This window comes from Streptomyces sp. NRRL S-1813, assembly GCF_000719605.1.
In the GTDB taxonomy this organism is placed as follows: domain Bacteria; phylum Actinomycetota; class Actinomycetes; order Streptomycetales; family Streptomycetaceae; genus Streptomyces; species Streptomyces decoyicus.
The window spans coordinates 96,461-115,213 of sequence record NZ_JOHB01000023.1 but is presented as its reverse complement, the minus strand read 5'-3'; the positions used below and the strand labels follow the sequence as shown (position 1 = coordinate 115,213).

Below are 18,753 nucleotides of genomic sequence, written 5' to 3'. Positions count from 1 at the left end.
TGGCGGTTCAGCATGCGCGGGGTGGCCTGGAAGGTAATGGCCGGCGGACTCTGCGCCGGGTGGCGTTGGGTGAGAAGGGGTTTTGGGAGCAGTGCCCGACCCTGCGTTACGCCGATTTCAAAAACCAGCAGAACACCGCCGCGTAGACCGCGTCGCGCCGTCGCTCACCTTTCTGTCGGATTTCCGTCGGACCGAACCAAGAGGAAGAGTTCAGTGCACGCTGACACAGTCCAGCCCCTCGAGAGCAGTGTCGACCTGGCCCACCGCAACGCCTCGCGGGCCGCCGGCCTCGTCACGCCCGCCCTGCGGGCCACCGTCGACACCTTCGACAACCGCATCCGCCCCATCGTCGCCTACCACTTCGGCTGGATGGACACCAGCGGACGCCCCACGGCGAACAGCGGCGGCAAGATGATCCGGGCGGCACTGACCATCCTTGCCGCCGAGGCCTGCGGCGGCGACGCCCAGCAGGCCGTACCCGGCGCCGCCGCCGTCGAACTGGTCCACAACTTCTCGCTGTTGCACGACGACGTCATGGACCGCGATCTGGAGCGGCGCGGCCGGCCCACGGTATGGAGCAAGTTCGGCACCCCCGCGGCGATCCTGGCGGGCGACATCCTGCTGGCGCGCGCCTGCGGCATGTTCGACGAGGCCTCCGGCCACCAGGGCTGGGCGACCAAGGCCCTGATCGACGCGATCGCCGAGCTGGCCGCGGGCCAGATGGCCGACCTCGCGCTGGAGCGCCGCGCCACGGTGACCCTGGAAGAGGCCCTCACCGTCTCCGAGCAGAAGACCGCGGCGCTGCTGCGCTGCGCCTGCACGCTGGGCGCGGGACTCGTCGGCGCACCCGACGGGACCAGCCGCCGCTTCGGCGCCTTCGGTATGCACCTGGGCATGGCGTTCCAGCTGGTCGACGACGTACTCGGCATATGGGGCGACCCGGCCGTCACCGGCAAGCCGGTCCGCTCCGACCTGCACAACAAGAAGAAGAGCATTCCCGTCGTCGCCGCCCTCCACAGCGGCCGGCCCGGCTCCGCGGAACTGGCCGCGCTCTACGCGGACACCGACCCCATGACGGAGGACGGCGCCCGGCGCGCCGCCGAGCTGGTCGAGCTGGCCGGCGGCCGCGCCTGGACCGAGAGCGAGATCGAGCGGCACCGCGGCCTCGCCGTGGCGCAGCTCGACGCCCTCGGGCTGACGGAGGCGCAGCGGGCACCCCTGCTCGCCCTCGCCGACTACGTCGCCTTCAGGAAGCACTGATGACCGCCGCCATCGTGAGTGTCGCCGCCCGCCCGCTGAGCACGGCGGTGCGCCACGGCGACGTGGTGCTCGCCGACCGGCTGCACCTGGCGTCGGGCGCCCGCGAGGGCCGGGTCCACCGGCTGCTCGCCGGGGCCCTCAGGGCACAGGGGCTGACGGTCCACACCGGCGGGGCCGCCGTCGCCGGCGCCGAGGCACCCCAGGGCGCCGACGCACCGCTGGTGGAGATCGCCGCGCCGGTCCGGCTCCCGGAGGCGGACGGTGACGCGCTGCTGTGCCTGGTGCGCGACGACACCGGATCGGACGCCGTCGACCGCGCCGAGGAGGCCCTGGCCCGGGTCCTGGGCGACTGGGAAGCCGCGAAGGGGGACCGAGCGGTGGCCCTGGCCGCCCCCCGGTCGTTCTGCGCCGGTGTGGACCGTGCCATCGAGATCGTCGAACGCGCCCTCGACCAGTACGGCGCCCCCGTCTACGTACGCAAGCAGATCGTCCACAACCGGCATGTCGTCGAGGACCTCGCCCGCCGCGGCGCGGTCTTCGTCGAGGAGCTTGACGAGGTGCCGGAGGGCGAGCTGGTCGTCTTCTCCGCCCACGGGGTCGCCCCGGCGGTACGTGACGCGGCGGGCGAGCGCGGTCTGCGAGTGATCGACGCGACCTGCCCGCTGGTCACCAAGGTCCATGCCGAGGCCAAGCGGTTCGCGGGCCGCGGCGACACCGTCGTCCTGATCGGGCACGCCGGTCACGAGGAGGTCGAGGGCACGCTGGGCGAGGCGCCCGACCGCACGGTGCTGGTGCAGAACGCGGCGGAGGCGGCGCGCCTGGAGGTCGAGGACCCCGAGGCGGTCTCCTTCCTCATGCAGACCACGCTGGCGATGTCCGAGGCCACCGAGGTGGCCCAGGCCCTGGCCGGCCGCTTCCCGTCGATCAAGGCACCGCAGTCCGAGGACATCTGCTACGCCTCGACCAACCGGCAGCGCGCCGTCGAGGAGATCGCCGGGCGGGTCGATCTGCTCCTGGTGGTCGGATCGCCCAACTCCTCCAACTCCGTACGCCTGAAGGAACTCGCGGAGCGGATGGGCACCCCCGCCCAGCTGGTGGACGACGCCTCGTACGTCGGTCTGGAGCAGCTGCACGGGGCCCGGCGGATCGGCCTGACGGCCGGCGCCTCGGCCCCGGACACCCTCGTCCAGGAAATCGTCGCCAATCTCCGTGCCCTCGGACCCGTCACGGTCACCGAGCACCAAGTCGCGACGGAGAACGTCACCTTCCAGCTGCCCAAAGAGCTGAGGAGCGCCCGGAAAGACCGCGCCCGCAAAGACTTGGAGAAGACCGTTGACAGCTGTTGACCTTGCCGTGCCGACGACACCGCTGCGTCGTCCCACCCGGCAGCTGATGCTCGGCGGCATGGGCGTCGGCAGCCGCCACCCCGTCTCGGTGCAGTCGATGACGACCACGGTGACGGCCGATGCCCAGGCCACCCTTCAGCAGATAGCCGAACTCACCGCGGCGGGCTGCGACATCGTCCGGGTCGCCTGCCCCAGCCGGGACGACGCCGAAGCCCTCGCGGAGATCGCCCAGAAGTCGAAGATCCCCGTCATCGCGGACATCCACTTCCAGCCGCGCTATGTCTTCGCCGCGATCGAGGCGGGCTGCGCCGGTGTCCGGGTCAACCCGGGCAACATCAAGGAATTCGACGACAAGATCAAGGAGATCGCGCAGGCCGCGAAGGAGGCCGGCACCCCGATCCGCATCGGGGTCAACGCGGGCTCGCTCGACCCGAGGATCCTGCGGAAGTTCGGCAAGGCGACCCCGGAGGCCCTGGCCGAATCGGCGCTGCGCGAGGCGGAGCTCTTCGCGGAGCACGACTTCCACGACTTCAAGATCTCGGTGAAGCACCACGACCCGATGGTGATGATCCGGGCGTACGAGCTGCTGGCCGCGCAGTGCGACTACCCGCTCCACCTCGGCGTCACCGAGGCGGGACCGGCCTTCCAGGGCACGGTCAAGTCCTCGGTGGCCTTCGGCGCGCTGCTGCGCCAGGGCATCGGCGACACCATCCGCGTCTCGCTGTCCGCACCGCCCGTGGAGGAGGTCAAGGTCGGCATCCAGATCCTCCAGTCGCTCGGCCTGCGCCCCCGGCGCCTGGAGATCGTCTCCTGCCCGTCCTGCGGCCGCGCCCAGGTGGACGTCTACAAGCTCGCCGAAGAGGTGAGCGCCGGGCTCGAAGGGCTTCCGGTGCCGCTGCGGGTCGCCGTCATGGGCTGTGTCGTCAACGGTCCCGGCGAGGCCCGCGAGGCCGACCTCGGTGTCGCCTCCGGCAACGGCAAGGGGCAGATCTTCGTCAAGGGCGAGGTCGTCAAGACCGTCCCCGAGTCGAAGATCGTCGAGACCCTCATCGAAGAGGCACTGCGCCTCGCGGACGAGATGGGGGTGGACCTCGATGAGACTGGCTGACCTCACCGGTCCGGGCGATCTCGCCGCACTGACGGAGGATCAACTCCAGGCGCTGGCCGCGGACATCCGCTCCTTTCTCGTGGAGTCCGTTTCGAAGGTCGGCGGACACCTGGGCCCCAACCTCGGCGTCGTCGAGCTCACCCTCGCCCTGCACCGGGTCTTCGAGTCCCCCAAGGACACCCTGCTCTTCGACACCGGCCACCAGGCCTACGTCCACAAGCTGCTCACCGGCCGGATGAAGGCCTTCTCGACGCTGCGCCAGGAAGGCGGGCTCTCCGGCTATCCCGACCGCAGCGAGTCCGAGCACGATGTCATCGAGAACTCCCATGCCTCCACGGCCCTTTCGTACGCAGACGGCATCGCCAAGGGCTTCGGCCTGGCCGGCGCCGCGCACCGCAGGGTGGTCGCCGTCGTCGGCGACGGCGCGCTGACCGGCGGGATGAGCTGGGAGGCGCTCAACAACATCGGCGGCGCCCCGGACCGCCCGGTGATCATCGTCCTGAACGACAACGGCCGTTCCTACGCCCCCACCGCCGGCGCCCTCGCCACCCACCTCGGCGAGCTCCGGGCGGGCCGCGGCGGGGCCGGTCTCTTCGCGAACCTGGGCCTCGCCTACCTGGGCCCGGTCGACGGCCACGACCGCCCGGCACTCGAGCGCGCACTGCGCCGGGCGGCCGCACTCGACCGCCCCGTGGTGGTGCACTGTGTGACGCAGAAGGGCCACGGTTACGCACCGGCCGCCGAGGACCCCGACGACTGCTGGCACGCGGTGGGCACCTTCGACCCCGAGACCGGCGGCAAGTCCGCTTCCGGCGGCCGCTCCTGGACCGCGGTGTTCGGTGCGGAGATGACGGAACTCGGTGCGCAGCGGCCCGACGTGGTCGCCCTCACCGCCGCGATGCTCCAGCCCGTGGGCCTGGCCGACTTCGCCCGCCGCTTCCCCGACCGGGTCTTCGACGTCGGCATCGGCGAACAGCATGCCGCCGTCTCCGCCGCCGGGCTGGCGCACACCGGGCTGCACCCCGTCGTGGCCGTCTACTCCACCTTCCTCAACCGCGCCTTCGACCAGGTGCTGATGGATGTGGCGCTGCACCGGCAGCCGGTGACCTTCGTACTCGACCGGGCGGGTGTCACCGGCCCCGATGGCCCCAGCCATCACGGGATCTGGGACGCCTCCTGGCTGTCGCTGGTACCGGGGCTGCGCCTGGCGGTGCCGCGCGATGCCGAGGAACTCAGGACGCTGCTGCGGGAGGCGGTCGCCGTCACGGACGGGCCCACCGTCCTCCGCTTCCCGAAGGCACAGGCCGGCCCGGCCGTGCCGGCGCTCCGCCGGGAGGGGGGCATGGACGTGCTGCACGAGGCGCCCGGCGCCCGGGTGCTGCTGGTCCCGACCGGTCCGCTCGCCGACCCGTGCCTTCAGGCCGCGGCCGCGCTGGACGCCCTGGGCATCCCGTCGACGGTGGTGGACCCGCGCTGGTCCGTCCCCGTACCGGAGGGGCTGCCGGAGCTGGCCGCACGGCACGAACTCGTGGTGACCGTCGAGGACAACCTGAGCGACGGCGGGCTCGGCGCGCGCCTGCTGCGACAGCTGTCCGAGGCCGGCACGCCCACCCCCGTACGGACCGTCGGCCTGCCGACGGAGTTCCTTCCCCACGGCAGCAGGACGGCCCTCCTGCGCCGGCATGGGCTCACCGCCGACGGCCTGGTCGCACGGGTCGGCGGATGGCTGCCACAAGCGGCCCCCCGCTGACCCGGGAGCCCGGGCGGCCATCCCTCGCCCACATTCGGCCACATGGCGTCAAGCCAGCCTGTAAGGAGTCGTATCCCATGCCTTCGCACCTTCCTTTCGCACGTCAGCTCAGGCTGCGGCGGCTTCACCGGCACGATGACGACAGACTCGTGATCGTGCCGCTCGACCACTCCGTCACCGACGGTCCGATCACCGGCGGGCGCCATGTCGACCGGCTCATCGGGGAGTTGGCCGTCAGCGGCGTCGACGCGGCCATCGTCCACAAGGGGACGCTGCGCTGTATCGACCCCATGCGCTTCACGCAGATGTCGCTCATCGTGCACCTGAGCGCGAGCACTGTGCACGCCCCCGACCCCAACGCCAAGTACCTCGTCGCCGGCGTCGAGGAAGCGGTGCGGCACGGTGCCGACGCGGTCAGCGTGCACGTCAACATCGGCTCCGACGAGGAGAAGCAGCAGATCGCCGACCTGGCCGCGGTGGCTGAGGCCTGCGACCGGTGGAACGTGCCGCTGCTCGCGATGATGTACCCGCGCGGCCCCCGTATCGACAACCCCCGTGACCCCGGGCTGATCGCCCATGCGGCCTCGCTCGCCGCGGACCTGGGTGCCGACATCGTCAAGACCCTCTACACGGGCTCGCCCGACACCATGGCCGAGATCACGGACCTGTCCCCGCTGCCGATCCTGGTCGTCGGCGGCCCGCAGCGCAGCGGCCTCGACGCGACCCTGTCGTACGTCGACGAGGCGCTGGGGGCGGGCGCCGCGGGCGTGGCCATGGGCCGCAACATCTTCCAGGCCGACGAACCGGGCAAGGTCGCCCGCGCGGTCGTCGAACTCGTCCACGACGGCTCCTCCGCCGGATCCCGCCTCGAAGCGGACATCCAGGTCCACGAGCTGTCCCTGCCCGTCTGACCGCACCGGTGTGCCGTCGACCTTGCCTCACCATATTTGTGGAGAAATAACATGAAGCTGAGCTGGCTGGACGTCCGAGCGGTCGGGGACGCGAAGGAAGCGATCCTCCAGGAGGCGCTGCACCACCGCATCGAGGGCATCGTCACCGATGACCTCGCGGACCTCGAAGGGCTGCCGCCCACCCTCACCAAGGTGCTGTTCCCCGCGCCGGGCGCGGTGCCCGAGGAGCTGGGGCGGGCCGATGCGGTGATCGTGGACCCGGTACGCCATGGCATCACCCCGGCCGAGCTGGCGATCCGTCACCCCGAGGTGACCTTCGGCCGCTTCGTGGAGATCGTGGACGCGGACAGCCTCGAGCTGGCGTGTGAGTCCGCACGTACCGAGCAGCTGAGCCTGCTGCTCTTCCGCGACCCGACCAAGATTCCGCTGGAGATCGTGATCGCGGCCGCCGCCAAGGCCACCGGCAGCCTGATCACCGTGGCGCAGGACGCCGAGGAGGCCGAGATCATCTTCGGTGTCCTGGAGCACGGTTCGGACGGCGTGCTGATGGCCCCCAAGGGCGTCGGCGAAGCGGCGCACCTGAAGGCCGCGGCCCAGCTCGACACCCCGAACCTCGGCCTGGTCGAGCTGGAGGTCACCGCGACCAGCCACGTCGGCATGGGCGAGCGGGCCTGTGTCGACACCTGCACCCACTTCCGCGAGGACGAGGGCATTCTCGTCGGGTCGCACTCCAAGGGCATGATCCTCTGCGTCAGCGAGACCCACCCGCTGCCGTACATGCCCACCCGGCCGTTCCGCGTCAACGCCGGTGCCATCCACTCGTACACCCTCTCCAAGGACGAGCGGACCAACTACCTCAGCGAGCTCAAGTCCGGCAGCAAGGTGCTGGCCGTGGACGTCAAGGGCAACACCCGGCTGGTCACCGTGGGCCGGGTGAAGATCGAATCCCGTCCGCTGATCTCCATCGACGCGGTCGCGCCCGGCGGCCAGGCGGTCAATCTGATCCTCCAGGACGACTGGCACGTACGGGTGCTCGGCCCCGGTGGCGCCGTGCTCAACAGCACCGAGCTCAAGCCCGGCGACCGCGTCCTCGGCTACCTGCCGAGCGCCGACCGCCACGTGGGCTACCCGATTGATGAGTTCTGCCTGGAGAAGTGACACAGGTGACGCACATAAGCAATAACCGGCCCCGGATCGCCGTGATCGGCGGCGGGATCGCCGGTCTGACGGTGGCCGCGTCGCTGTTGCGGGCCGGCATCGAGTGCACCGTGTACGAACAGGCCACGGTGTTCGCCGATGCCGGCGCGGGGATCCAGCTCGCCCCCAACTCGGCCCGCATCCTGCACCGCCTCGGGCTCGCCGGCGCACTGGAGAGGCGGGCCACCCGGGCGCACGCCATCGAGACGCGCCGCTGGCAGGACGGCGCGCCGCTCGCCAGGACGGAGCTCGGCGCGTCCTGCGCGGAGCGGTACGGCGCGCCGTACTACCTCATCCAGCGGGCCGATCTGCACCGCAGCCTGCTGGAGTTGCTGCCGCCCGGGGTCGTCCGGCACAGCGCCGCATGCACCGCCGTCGAGGAGCGCCCGGACGGGGTCACCCTGCGCTTCGCCGACGGCACGAGCGAGGAGGCCGGGGTCGTCGTCGGCGCGGACGGCATCCACTCGGCGCTCCGCAACACCCTCGTGGGCGACCGTCCCCGGTTCTCCGGGCACACGGTCCACCGCGGCCTGGTGGCGGCCGGCCGGCTGCCGTCCCTCTTCGAGGTGCCGAAGGTGCTCTTCTGGCTGGGGCCGAACGGCCATGTGACGAGCTATCCGATCGCCCGGCACGGTCTGGTCCACTTCAGCGCGGTGATCACCTCACCGGAGTGGGACCCGGAGGTGTGGTCGGCGCCGAGCCGCCCGGAGGAGGCCGCGGCCGCCTTCGCCGGCTGGAACACCGACGTCGCCGAGCTGATCCGGGCCGCGGAAGGAACCCACCACTGGGCCCTGTTCGACCGCGACTGCGTGGGCGGCTGGAGCACCGGCCGGATGACATTGGCGGGCGACGCGGCGCACCCGATGGTGCCCTATCTGTCCCAGGGCGCCAACCAGGCCATCGAGGACGCCTGGGTGCTCGCGGATCTGCTGAGCGCCGCGGACGTCGATCCGGGGCCCGCGCTGCGGCGGTACGAGGAGCTGCGGCTGCCCCGCGTACGCGAGGTGCACCGGCGCTCCCGGGAGCGGGGCCATGAGTTCCACCTTCCCGACGGCCCGCAGCAGCGCCTGCGCGACCGGTCGATGCCCACGGCCGAGCGGCTGGACGACTACGCCTGGCTCTACGGCTTCGAGGCCGTGCCGGTCGGGAGCCGGTAGCCGCCGGCGGCCGCCGGTGAGCCCGTAGCAACCTGTGGAACGAAGGGGAGATACCTCGGTGGACCAGAGCACACTCGACGCATATCTGCGCCGCCTGGGCATCGAGCGTCCGCGGCGTACCGACGCCGGGACGCTCCGGGTGCTCCAGGAACGTCATCTGGTGTCGGTGCCGTTCGAGAACATGCACATCCGGTCGGGGAAACCCACCGCACTCGGCCCCGCGGTGATCGACAAGATCGCGCACCGCCACCGCGGCGGCACCTGCATCGAACTCGCCAGTGCCTTCGAGCAGTTGCTGCGCGCCCTCGGCTACCCGGAGGTGACGGTGCTGGGCGGACGCATCTTCCACGCCGGCCGCTTCATGGCACCGGTGGTGCACTACGTGCTGAAGGTGGAGACCCCCGAGCCGTGGCTGGTGGACGTGGGCTTCCTGCGCGGCAGCCGCTATCCGCTCCGGTTCGACGTGCGCGCGCCCCAGCAGGACCCCGAGGGCGTCTTCCAGCTGGCCGACACGGACGGCGGCGGCATCGAACTGCGCCGTGACGGGGTGCCCCAGTACCGGCTGGACCCCACCCCGCTGCGCTTCGAGGACTTCCCGCCCACCTGGTGGGCGTGGACGCTCCCCGAGCTGCCCATGTCGCATCTGCTGGTGGCCTCGATCCTGGACGCCACGGGGCGGACGACGATGGTCGACCAGCGCCGGCTGCTGGAGGTGTCGGGCGGGCGGACCTCCGAGCGGATCCTCGACGGTGCCGCCGAGGTGCTGGAGGTGTACCGGAGCCGGTTCGGGATCGCGCTGGACGAGGTCCCGGCCCCCGGGCCGGGCCCTGAGGAGGACGATCCGGTGGTGCTGGAGCAGTACCGTGCATGGTTCCGTGCGCAGTACGGAGACCCCGGGGTGTCTCCGGTGGCGGGTGGCTTCCCGATGCGGTAGCGGCCCGCGGACAGCGGCCGGGCGTGCGGCCGGAACCCTCCGGTTCCGGCCGCACGCCCTCGGCGTCTCCCGGCGGCCCTCAGCGCACGGGCCGTGCCTTCCAGAAGTAGTTGTGCACGCCGTCGGCGGTGAGCAGCCGGCGGAAGGACATCGTGACCCGCATCCCGGCGTGCACCTCCTCCTCGGCCGCATCGGTGAGCTCGCACCGGAACCGGCCGCCGCCGTCGAACTCGATCACCGCCAGGATCAGCGGCGGGTGCGGGGTGAAGCCCAGATGGTCGACCGTGTAGGTGACGACGGTCGCCGGCGTGCCGTCGAGCCGCTCCTCGGTCATCTTGTCGATCGTCCGGCAGCTGGTGCACACCCGGGCGGGAGGCAGCTGCCGGGTCCCGCAGTCCGTGCAACGGCTCGCCACGAAGCCGTACTTCCACCCCGCCCGGCGCAACGACGGTGCGGCGGCGGGCGGTTGCGGCTTCGGCCGGGCGGTCGGCTGCCGGTCGAGGAACCCGCGCCAGGTCAGATAGTCCCCGTACGAGAGCCGGTCGCTGCCGTCCGCCGCCGGTGCGGCGGCCGGGACGGCGGCCCGCCGCGCGGTCAGTGCGGCACAGGTCCGCAGGACGAGGACGGAGACGCCGTCACCGATGACGACCAGGGCGAGGGTCTGCCCCGGCTCGGCGCGGTCGAGTGCGTCGGCGAGCAACAGGCCCGGCTGGGCGGTGCCCGGGTTGCCGACGGCCTTGGCGAGGCCGTCCGCGTTCCCGTCCGCGGCCTTCCCGGTACGGGCGGACAGCCGGCCGGCCACCGACCGCAGGGCGCGCTGGTGCAGTCCGGCGACGGCGAGGTGGTCGAGCTGTTCCGCCCGCAGCTGCGCCCGCTCCAGCGCGTCGTCGAACGCGGCATCGGCCAGCCGCGTGTAGACCTGCTCGGTGAAGCGCTCCTCCGACGTCGTGGAGACCGGGGAGTCCGGTGTGCGCCGGCGGTCGAGGATCTCGGCGGTCACCGAGGCATGGGCGATCACTTCGGCGAGCGGGGGGAGTTCGGGCCGGGTGCTGAAGAGGAAGGCCGCCCCCGCGTCGCCCCCGTCGCGTTCGTCGGCGCTTCCCGGCAGTCCCGTCCGTACGTCCGCGAGCACCACCAGGGTGTCCTCGGCGCTGCCGCTCGCCAGGTGCAGAGCGCCGGCTCCGGACCGCACCGCGCCGGCCATGTCGACGGCCATGGCCTCCGGGGCGAGGCCGAGCGCCGCATGGATCGCCGCGGCATTGGTCTTGTCCAGATACGGCGGGGTGGCGGTGGCGAAGAGCAGGCTGCGGACGCTCCCGCGGGCTTCGGGGACGGCGGCCAGTGCGGCGCGGGCCGCCTCGACGCCCAGCGTCGTGCTGTCCTCGTCGTAGGAGGCGACCGCACGGGTTCCCCCGGCAGCTCTCCCGCCGAGCACGGTGGCGATCGCGCTTCGCCGGAGCCGGAAGTACGGCACATACGCGCCGTAGGCGACGAGCGAGGTCAAGTGACCCTCCCGGTAAAAGAGTAAGATCCGTATGATGATCTAACTGTATCGGCTCTAGGGGAGGGGGAGACCGTGCCGTCACACGGCATCCGCGACAAGGTCGCGATCGTCGGTATGGGGTGCACCACGTTCGGGGAGCACTGGGACGCCTCGGCGGACGACCTCGTACTGGAGGCGGTCCGGGCCGCCTGTGCGTCGGGCGGGGTCAGCGACGTCGAGGTCGACGCGTACTGGCTGAGCACCCTGGCGTCGGGGAACTCCGGCCTGGCACTGTCCCGCCCGCTGCGCCTGCCGTACAAGCCCGTCACCCGGGTGGAGAACTACTGCGCCGGCGGCTCGGACGCACTGCGCAACGCCTGCTACGCGGTGGCGAGCGGCGCGTACGACACGGCCATGGCCGTCGGGATGGAGAAGCTCAAGGACTCCGGCATGTCCGGGCTTTCGGCCCCCGCCGTCCCCGGCGACGGCACCGAACCCGACCTCACCGCGCCGGCCGCCTTCAGCCTGCTCGCCCGGGCGTACGGGCACAAGTACGGCCTGGCCGACGGGACGCTCCGCGACGTGCTGGACCGGATCGCGTGGAAGAACCACGCCAACGGCGCGCTGAACCCGCGGGCGCACTTCCGCCGGGCGGTGTCGAGGGAGACCCTCCGCAAGGCCCCGCGGGTGGCGGGCGAGTTGGGCGTCTTCGACTGCTCGGGTGTGAGCGACGGCGCGGCGGCGGCACTGGTGGTACGGGCCGAGGACGCCTACCGCTACACCGACCGGCCACTGTTCGTGAAGGCGCTCGCGCTCGCCGTCGGCCCGGCCACCGGCACCGCCGACCCGGAGTACGACTTCACCTCCTTTCCCGAGGTCCGACGCTCGGCCGCGGACGCCTACCGGCAGGCCGGGATCACCGACCCGGGGGCCGAACTGGCGCTGGCGGAGGTGCACGACTGCTTCACGGTCACCGAGCTGGTGCTGATGGAGGACCTCGGCTTCGCGCCGCCGGGGGAGGCCTGGCGCGCGGCCCTGGCCGGCGCCTTCGACCGGGACGGTGCCCTGCCGGTGAATCCGGACGGCGGGCTGAAGGCCTTCGGGCATCCGATCGGGGCCTCGGGGCTGCGGATGCTGTTCGAGTGCTGGCTGCAACTGCGCGGGGAAGCGCCCCAGGAGCGCGCCCTGTCCGCGTCCGCCCTCGGGCGGGGGCTGGCGCTCACCCACAACCTCGGCGGCGGTCCGGGGGAGTGCCTGTCGTTCGTGTCTGTCGTCGGGGTCGAGCCCCCGGCGCCGGCGAAGCGTCATCACACCAGCGCCGTCACACGGACGGCATGAGGGGGAGGAACAGCATGGCGAAGATCTGTGCCGGCCGGGTCGTCGTGATCACGGGCGCGGGCAACGGGATCGGCCGCGCGCACGCCCTGGCGTTCGCCGCGGCCGGCGCCCGGGTGGTCGTCAACGACCTCGGCGGGGCCAGGGACGGTGCCGGCAGCTCGACCGCCGCCGCCGAGACGGTGGCCGCCGAGATCCGGGCCGCCGGCGGCGAGGCCGTGGCCAACTTCGACGACATCTCGGCCTGGGACGGTGCCCGGCGGCTGATCGGCCAGGCCGTCGAGCGGTTCGGCAGGCTGGACACCCTGGTCAACAACGCCGGGATCCTGCGGGACCGGACGCTGGTCGGTATGACCGAGCAGGACTGGGACGCCGTGGTCGCCGTCCACCTGAAGGGCACCGTCGCCGTGCTCCACCACGCCGCCATCCACTGGCGTCAGCGGTCGAAGGCGGGCGAGGAGGTGGCCGGCCGGGTCATCAACACCACGTCCACCTCAGGGCTCTACGGCAATCCGGGGCAGTCCAACTACGCGGCGGCGAAGGCCGGTATCGCGGCCCTGACGATCAGCGCGGCGCAGGAGCTGGGCCGGTACGGCGTGACCGTGAACGCGGTCGCCCCGGCCGCCCTGACGCGGATGACCGAGGATCTGAGCGTCATGCCGGACCTGGCCGCACGGCATGATCTGGCGCCGGAGAGCGTGCCGCCGGTCGTCGTCTGGCTCGGCAGTCCGCTGTCCGGGCATGTCACGGGCCGGGTCGTCACGGTCTTCGGCAGGCGGATCTCGGTGGCGGAGGGCTGGGTGGACGGCCCCGCCGCTGTCGGTGCGGAGCGATGGGAGCCGGAGACTGCCGGCGAGGCGCTGGACGAGCTGGTCGAGCGGGCGGCCCCCAATGCCGATGCGTTCGGTAAGCGCTCCGAGTGACGGTCCGGAGACCGCTCCGGCCGGGCTGACGCTCAGTCGAGGAGTTCCAGACGGGTATTGGCGCCGCTCGCATTCAATTCCTTCTCCATACGGGAAATGTGACGGCGCCAATGGGTCTCGGCCTCGTCGGCCTCGCCCGCCTGGATCAGCTTCACCAACTTCACATGCTCTTCATGATCACGCCGGGTGCCGGTCTTTCCGCCGGTCGCAATATGCGGACTCTTGGCCTGGTAGAAGATGCATTGCAGCGTCTCGTGCAGCGCCAGCATCGCCCGGTTGCCGGTCAATTCGACCAGAGTCGCGTGAAATGCTGCCTTGGCCTCGGCGAGTGCGGCGGGGTCGTCCTTCGCCTCTTCCTCCGTGGCGAGCGCCTCGTGCAGCCGGCCGATGCCGGACGGGGTGTGCCGGCTGGCGAGCTGTCGTGCGCAGGGCGGCTCGATCGAGGCGACGAGCTGGAACATCTCGCCCAGGGTGGTCCCGCGGTACTCCAGGATGAGCCCGAGGTAGCGGCCGGCCACCATGGGATCGGGGGCGTTGACCCGGGCACCGCCGTGCACGCCGCGGCGGACGCTGATCAGCGCCTCGGACTCCAGGACGCGAATGGCCTCGCGCAGGGTGGGGCGGGAAATGCCGAACTGCTCCATCAGGGCCGATTCCGGCGGGAGTGCGTCGCCCGGCTCCAGTTCGCCCCGGATGATGACCCGGCGCAGGCTTGCCGCCACCAGTTCCGCGGTCTTCGGGACACGCACACGAAGTGCCGCCCCGTTTCGCTTATGAGGGCCCTTATTCACCGCTCGGGTTGCTTCAGTCAAGGCCGCTTCCTCCTAGGTGGCGCGCATCGACGACGCGGTGCGAGCGAAATTGCAGTGAGCACCTTTACGCCCTGTTGAGTCGATTGCTTTAAATGAATCAATCAGGATTACTGAGTGTAGCAAGGCTGCGCGCCGAAATGTGGACCGTCCGTGATCGGACGGTAACTCAGCTGTGACCCTGGGTGGATGGGGCGGGCGCGAGTGGCCGGATGACAGTGCCGCAAGGGGGATGGTAGCGTTAAATCAGTTAACTAAGTTATGCCTTAGGGGGTGGGGTGTGGGCAGGCTTGAGGGGAAAATCGCCATCGTCACCGGTGCCGCGTCGGGCATCGGAGCGGTCACCGCGGAGCGGCTCGCCGCGGAGGGGGCCCGGGTGGCGCTCGCCGACCTGGACGAGGCCGGCGTGAGAAGTTTGGCCGAGAAGATCCGGGGCGCGGACGGCACGCACGCGATCGGCATCACGGCGGACCTGGCGGACCCGGCATCGGTGCGCGCCATGGTGGCCGCCACCGTCAAGGAGTTCGGCGGTCTGGACATCCTGCACAACAACGCCGCGGCGACCGCCCTGGCGTCCTCCCTGGACGTGCCGGTGGCCGACGCCGACCCCGAGGTCTGGGACCGGACCATGCGGGTCAACCTCAGCGGCGCCATGGTCGCCACCCAGGCCGCGCTGCCGCATCTCATCGCGCGCGGCGGCGGCTGCGTCATCAACACCTCCTCGGCCGCCGGGCTCTCCGGCGATCTGAGCCACCCGGCGTACGCGGCGTCCAAGGCCGCCCTCATCAGCCTGACGCGTTCCGTGGCGACCCAGGCGGGCCGAAGCGGCGTGCGCTGCAACGCGATCGCACCCGGCCTCATCATCACCAGGCCCGAACGCGAGGCCGCCTACCGGGTGATGCTGCCCCACCACCTCACCACGCGACTGGGACGGCCCGAGGACGTCGCGTCGGCCGTCGTCTTCCTCGCCTCCGACGAAGCCTCGTTCATCACCGGACAGACCCTCGTGGTGGACGGCGGACTGCTCGCCCACCAGCCGTACTACGCGGATCGGAGGGCCGAGACGTGAGCGGCGGCCCGGACCTCGCCCACCGCACCGCCCGCACCCGGCTCCGGCCCTGGCTCGGTTCCGTCCCCGACCCGGCGGCGGGACCGGCCACCGCGGCCGCCGGTGGTGTCGAGATCGGCCTGACCTGGCACGGCGGCGCGGACCTCGATCCCGCCCGGCCCGGCAGTGAGCCGGTGGTGCAGGCCCTGTGCGGGCTGATGCACCTCCACGGGCAGGAGGCGGGACGACCGCGCCGGCTCGGGCTGGAAGCGGCCTCTGCCGCGGCCGGAGTGCTGGCCGGCCAGGGCGTCCTCGCCGCTCATGTGGGGCGCGCCCGTGGCATCCCGGTCGACGCCGTGGAGACCTCCGTACTGCGCGCCGGCACGTTACTCGCCGGGCAGTACACCGCCGAAGCCACCTCCCCCGACCCGTGGGGACCCTCGGTCAAGGGGGACGGCGGCCCGCCGCCGTTCCGCAGCGCCGACGGACCCCTCTTCGAGATCGAGACCTTCGACCCCGCCCGGTGGCTCGCGTTCTGGCGCAGCCTCGGCGCGGACACCGCCGTACTGGGCCGCGCCTGGACCGCCTTCCAGCACCGCTACCTCAAGGGCCACTGCCTGCTGCCCGCCGCACTGCACACGGCCGCGGCCGGCACGCCCTGGCCGCGGATCGTCGCGGCCGCACAGGAGCACGGGCTCAGCCTGTCGGCGCTGCGCGGCTACCGGGACGTACTGGCCGAGCCGGGCTGGTCGCCGGGCCAGCCCCGGCTGACCCCGCTGCCCGCGCGCTGCGGTGGCAGGCCGGTCACCGCACCGCAGAGCGCCGGAGCGGGCCGCACCGGCGACCTTCCGCTGGCCGGGATCCGGGTGGTCGAGGCCACCAGCCGGGTCCAAGGACCGCTCGCCGGGCAGCTGTTGACCATGCTCGGGGCCGACGTGACCTGGGTCGAGCCGCCCCAGGGCGACGCGAGCGGGATGGGCTCCCTGTACCACCGCGGCAAGCGGCGCACGGGCCTGGACCTGGGCCGTCCGGCCGGCCGGGACGCGCTGCGCGAACTCATCGCGGAGGCGGATGTCTTCCTGCACAACTGGCGCCCCGGAAAGGCCGCCGAGTGGGGCTTCGCCCCCGAGGAACTGGCCCGTACCAACCCGCGGCTGGTCTTCGGCGAGGCGTCGGGATGGGGTCCGCACCTGGACCGGCGCGAGGTGATCGGCACCGAATTCATGGTGCAGGCCTACGCCGGGGTGAGCGAGGGCAACACTCCGCGACACGAGCGCCCGGCCACGACCCGGGTGCTGCTGTGCGACATGTTCGGTGCGCTGGTGGCCTGCGAAGGGGTGCTGGCCGGGCTGTACCGGCGGGAGCTGTCGGGCCACGGCTGGACGGCCGAGTCCTCGCTGCTGACCGGAGCCATGGCGCTCCAGTCCCATGTCGTCCTCGGCCGGGCCACCGGCGACGAACCCGGGCGCAGCGACGGCCGCCCGGTGTGGGGCGCGATCGACGAGCCGGCCGGGACCGCGGACGGGTACCTCATGGTGAGTGCCGACGACGACCCCGCCCACCAGGCGCTGTGCGAGGTGCTGGAGGTACCGCCCGGCCGGCGCGGCGAGCGTGACGACCAGCTGACCGCGCGCCTGCGCGAGGCCCCGGCGGCGCAGTGGGAGAAGCTGCTGACCGAGGCCGGTGTGCCGGCCGCCGCGGTCTGCCGGGACCTGTCCGACCCGCCGCGGGATCCGCGCCTCGCCCCGCTCTTCGAGCCGTTCGCCGGTGGCGGGCAGGCGCCTGTCGCGCCCTGGCTCTTTCACTGACGACCGGCGTGCGCGGCCTCGCGCATGGAAAGGCAGACATGGAATCTGTGAGTGAACTGATCAAGGCATTGCGGGAAGCCTGCCGGAAGTGGCCCGAGCGCCCGGCGATGACCTTTCAGGGCCGCAGTCTGACCTACGGCCAGTTCTGGGACCGCGTGGAGGCGCTGGCCGCCTCCTATCGCGGGCTGGGCGTGAAGGACAAGGACCGGCTGGTCTGCCAGCTCTCCAACTCGCCCGAATATCTGGTGGCGTTGGTCGCGGCCTGGGAATGCGGGGCGACCTTCGTCGGGGTCGACCACGATCTCACCGGACCGGAACTGGTATCGATCACCGGGCGCACGGACGCGGCGGCCCTGCTGTACCAGCCGCGGTACGGGAACGACACCCCCATGGCGCCGCTGGACGACGTACGCGCCGCATTTCCCGACGTCCACCTGATCGTGCACGGTGGCGGCGACGCCCTCCCGCCGGAGGCCCACCGGCTGGCGGACCTGGCCGACGGATCGCGGCCGCATTCCGCGATCGGCCCGGAATCGCCGGGTGTTCCGGATTCCCGTACCGCGCTGCTGCTGCTGACCTCGGGAACCACCGGGCTGCCGAAGTGCGTCATGGAATCCTTCAGCGCACTGTGGGCGAAGATCGAGTGCTTCACCACGGCCTTCGAGCCGGACGAGCGCGATGTGCATCTGCTGTATCTCCCGCTGGCCCACGCCCTGGGACTGAAGATGTCCATGGTGGCCCTGACCCGCGGGAGCCGGCTGGTGCTGATGGACCGCTTCTCGCCCGCCGGGGCGCTGCAACGCATCACGGACGAGCGGATCACGGTCCTGCCGGGCACCCCGGCGCACTTCCAGCTGATGCTCGACCATCTCGAACCCGGCGCACACGACTTGAGCTCCCTGCGCTGGGCGGTGGCGGGCGCCGCGACCTTCCCCGGGGCGCTGTTGCAGCAGATGTACGCCACCTTCGGCGTGCAGCTCTTCTACATCTACGGTTGCAGCGAAGGGTTCCTCTGCTACACCACCGACCGCGCCGAGATCGAAACGGGTTCGGTGGGGCACCGGGTGTTCGAGGGCCCCGCCGATACGGCTCCCGACGGCCGTCTGGAGATCTTCGCCAGAGACGGCTCCGAGATCCTGGGACGCGGCGTCGTGGGCGAAATCGTCTTCGGCGCCTCCCGCCCCGTCCGCTACTGGGGACAGGACAGCGTCGCGCAGGACGGCTGGTACCACACCGGTGACCTCGGGCTGATCGACGACGAGGGGCGGCTCCATGTCAGGGGCCGTATGAAGGAACTGGTGAACCGCGGCGGGCTGAAGGTCTCGTGCAGCGAAGTCGAGTCCGCTCTCACCGCGCTTGTGGGCATAGTCGACGCCGGGATCTTCCCGGTGCCGGACCGGATTCTGGGAGAGGCCATCGGCGCCTGTGTCGTCCTGGCGGACCCGCAGGACGACCTCGGGCTGGAAGAACTGCGGGCGCGGCTGCGGCATTCCCTCGCGCGGCACAAGCTGCCGGACGCGCTGTGGGTGGTGGACGGTGTGCCCCGCACGAAGATCGGCAAGGTGGACCGGGCGGCGCTGCGGCTGATCGAGCCCGGAAGCGTGGCGCAACCCACTGGCTGACGTAGGGCCAGGCCTGCCGGGAGCGGACGCGCGGTTGTGGAAGAGGTACAACTTACCGGCGC

The 18,753-nt window shown here is 71.8% G+C and carries 15 protein-coding genes; 13 read left to right on the top strand and 2 right to left on the bottom strand.

Annotated elements, in window-relative coordinates:
* The first annotated feature begins 213 nt into the window (after nt 1-213).
* From IF67_RS0127340 to IF67_RS0127305, 8 genes are all read left to right on the top strand, one after another.
* The gene (locus tag IF67_RS0127340) at nt 214-1,260 is read left to right on the top strand and encodes a polyprenyl synthetase family protein (protein WP_051818656.1); all 1,047 of its coding nucleotides are present in this window, start codon (nt 214-216) and stop codon (nt 1,258-1,260) included.
* The gene (gene ispH / locus IF67_RS39560) at nt 1,260-2,606 is read left to right on the top strand and encodes a 4-hydroxy-3-methylbut-2-enyl diphosphate reductase (protein WP_078889659.1); all 1,347 of its coding nucleotides are present in this window, start codon (nt 1,260-1,262) and stop codon (nt 2,604-2,606) included. The genes IF67_RS0127340 and ispH overlap by 1 nt, the downstream gene beginning before the upstream one ends.
* Nucleotides 2,593-3,714, top strand: a complete 1,122-nt coding sequence (gene ispG / locus IF67_RS0127330) for a flavodoxin-dependent (E)-4-hydroxy-3-methylbut-2-enyl-diphosphate synthase (protein WP_030990036.1) — start codon at nt 2,593-2,595, stop codon at nt 3,712-3,714. The genes ispH and ispG overlap by 14 nt, the downstream gene beginning before the upstream one ends.
* Nucleotides 3,701-5,464 carry a 1-deoxy-D-xylulose-5-phosphate synthase gene (locus tag IF67_RS0127325; protein WP_037839917.1) on the top strand — a complete coding sequence of 588 codons (1,764 nt, stop codon included), beginning with the start codon at nt 3,701-3,703 and terminating at the stop codon, nt 5,462-5,464. Before ispG ends, IF67_RS0127325 begins: the two co-directional genes overlap by 14 nt.
* A 77-nt stretch (nt 5,465-5,541) precedes the next feature.
* The gene (locus tag IF67_RS0127320) at nt 5,542-6,375 is read left to right on the top strand and encodes a 2-amino-3,7-dideoxy-D-threo-hept-6-ulosonate synthase (RefSeq protein WP_051818651.1); all 834 of its coding nucleotides are present in this window, start codon (nt 5,542-5,544) and stop codon (nt 6,373-6,375) included.
* Between the two features lie 51 nt (nt 6,376-6,426).
* Complete coding sequence (locus IF67_RS0127315; protein ID WP_030990029.1) at nt 6,427-7,533, top strand: 3-dehydroquinate synthase II family protein; 1,107 nt, start codon at nt 6,427-6,429, stop codon at nt 7,531-7,533.
* Between the two features lie 5 nt (nt 7,534-7,538).
* Nucleotides 7,539-8,729 (top strand): FAD-dependent monooxygenase, encoded by a 1,191-nt coding sequence (locus tag IF67_RS0127310; RefSeq protein ID WP_234341363.1) that lies wholly within the window; start codon nt 7,539-7,541, stop codon nt 8,727-8,729.
* Nucleotides 8,730-8,787: 58 nt separating this feature from the next.
* Entirely contained in the window at nt 8,788-9,663 is an 876-nt protein-coding gene (locus IF67_RS0127305; protein ID WP_051818650.1) for an arylamine N-acetyltransferase family protein, read from the top strand.
* A gap of 79 nt (nt 9,664-9,742) precedes the next feature.
* Here the strand turns inward: IF67_RS0127305 and IF67_RS0127300 are convergent, their stop codons facing one another.
* Entirely contained in the window at nt 9,743-11,167 is a 1,425-nt protein-coding gene (locus IF67_RS0127300) for an OB-fold domain-containing protein (protein ID WP_030990023.1), read from the bottom strand.
* Between the two features lie 72 nt (nt 11,168-11,239).
* On the opposite strand from IF67_RS0127300, the gene IF67_RS0127295 reads away from it, so the two are divergent.
* Complete coding sequence (locus tag IF67_RS0127295) at nt 11,240-12,484, top strand: acetyl-CoA acetyltransferase (protein WP_051818648.1); 1,245 nt, start codon at nt 11,240-11,242, stop codon at nt 12,482-12,484.
* Between the two features lie 14 nt (nt 12,485-12,498).
* Nucleotides 12,499-13,404, top strand: coding sequence for an SDR family oxidoreductase (locus IF67_RS0127290; RefSeq protein WP_030990019.1), 906 nt, complete (start codon nt 12,499-12,501; stop codon nt 13,402-13,404).
* A 32-nt stretch (nt 13,405-13,436) separates the two neighbouring features.
* Here the strand turns inward: IF67_RS0127290 and IF67_RS0127285 are convergent, their stop codons facing one another.
* Nucleotides 13,437-14,153: a FadR/GntR family transcriptional regulator gene (locus IF67_RS0127285; protein ID WP_037839915.1), complete on the bottom strand. Its 717-nt coding sequence runs from the start codon at nt 14,151-14,153 to the stop codon at nt 13,437-13,439.
* A 340-nt stretch (nt 14,154-14,493) separates the two neighbouring features.
* On the opposite strand from IF67_RS0127285, the gene IF67_RS0127280 reads away from it, so the two are divergent.
* The 3 genes from IF67_RS0127280 to IF67_RS0127270 are packed head-to-tail and all read left to right on the top strand — an operon-like array spanning nt 14,494 to nt 18,691.
* Nucleotides 14,494-15,282 carry an SDR family NAD(P)-dependent oxidoreductase gene (locus tag IF67_RS0127280; RefSeq protein ID WP_030990016.1) on the top strand — a complete coding sequence of 263 codons (789 nt, stop codon included), beginning with the start codon at nt 14,494-14,496 and terminating at the stop codon, nt 15,280-15,282.
* Nucleotides 15,279-17,069, top strand: a complete 1,791-nt coding sequence (locus IF67_RS0127275) for a CoA transferase (RefSeq protein ID WP_051818646.1) — start codon at nt 15,279-15,281, stop codon at nt 17,067-17,069. The genes IF67_RS0127280 and IF67_RS0127275 overlap by 4 nt, the downstream gene beginning before the upstream one ends.
* 38 nt (nt 17,070-17,107) lie before the next feature.
* Nucleotides 17,108-18,691 carry a class I adenylate-forming enzyme family protein gene (locus IF67_RS0127270; RefSeq protein ID WP_030990012.1) on the top strand — a complete coding sequence of 528 codons (1,584 nt, stop codon included), beginning with the start codon at nt 17,108-17,110 and terminating at the stop codon, nt 18,689-18,691.
* The last annotated feature ends 62 nt before the right edge of the window (nt 18,692-18,753 follow it).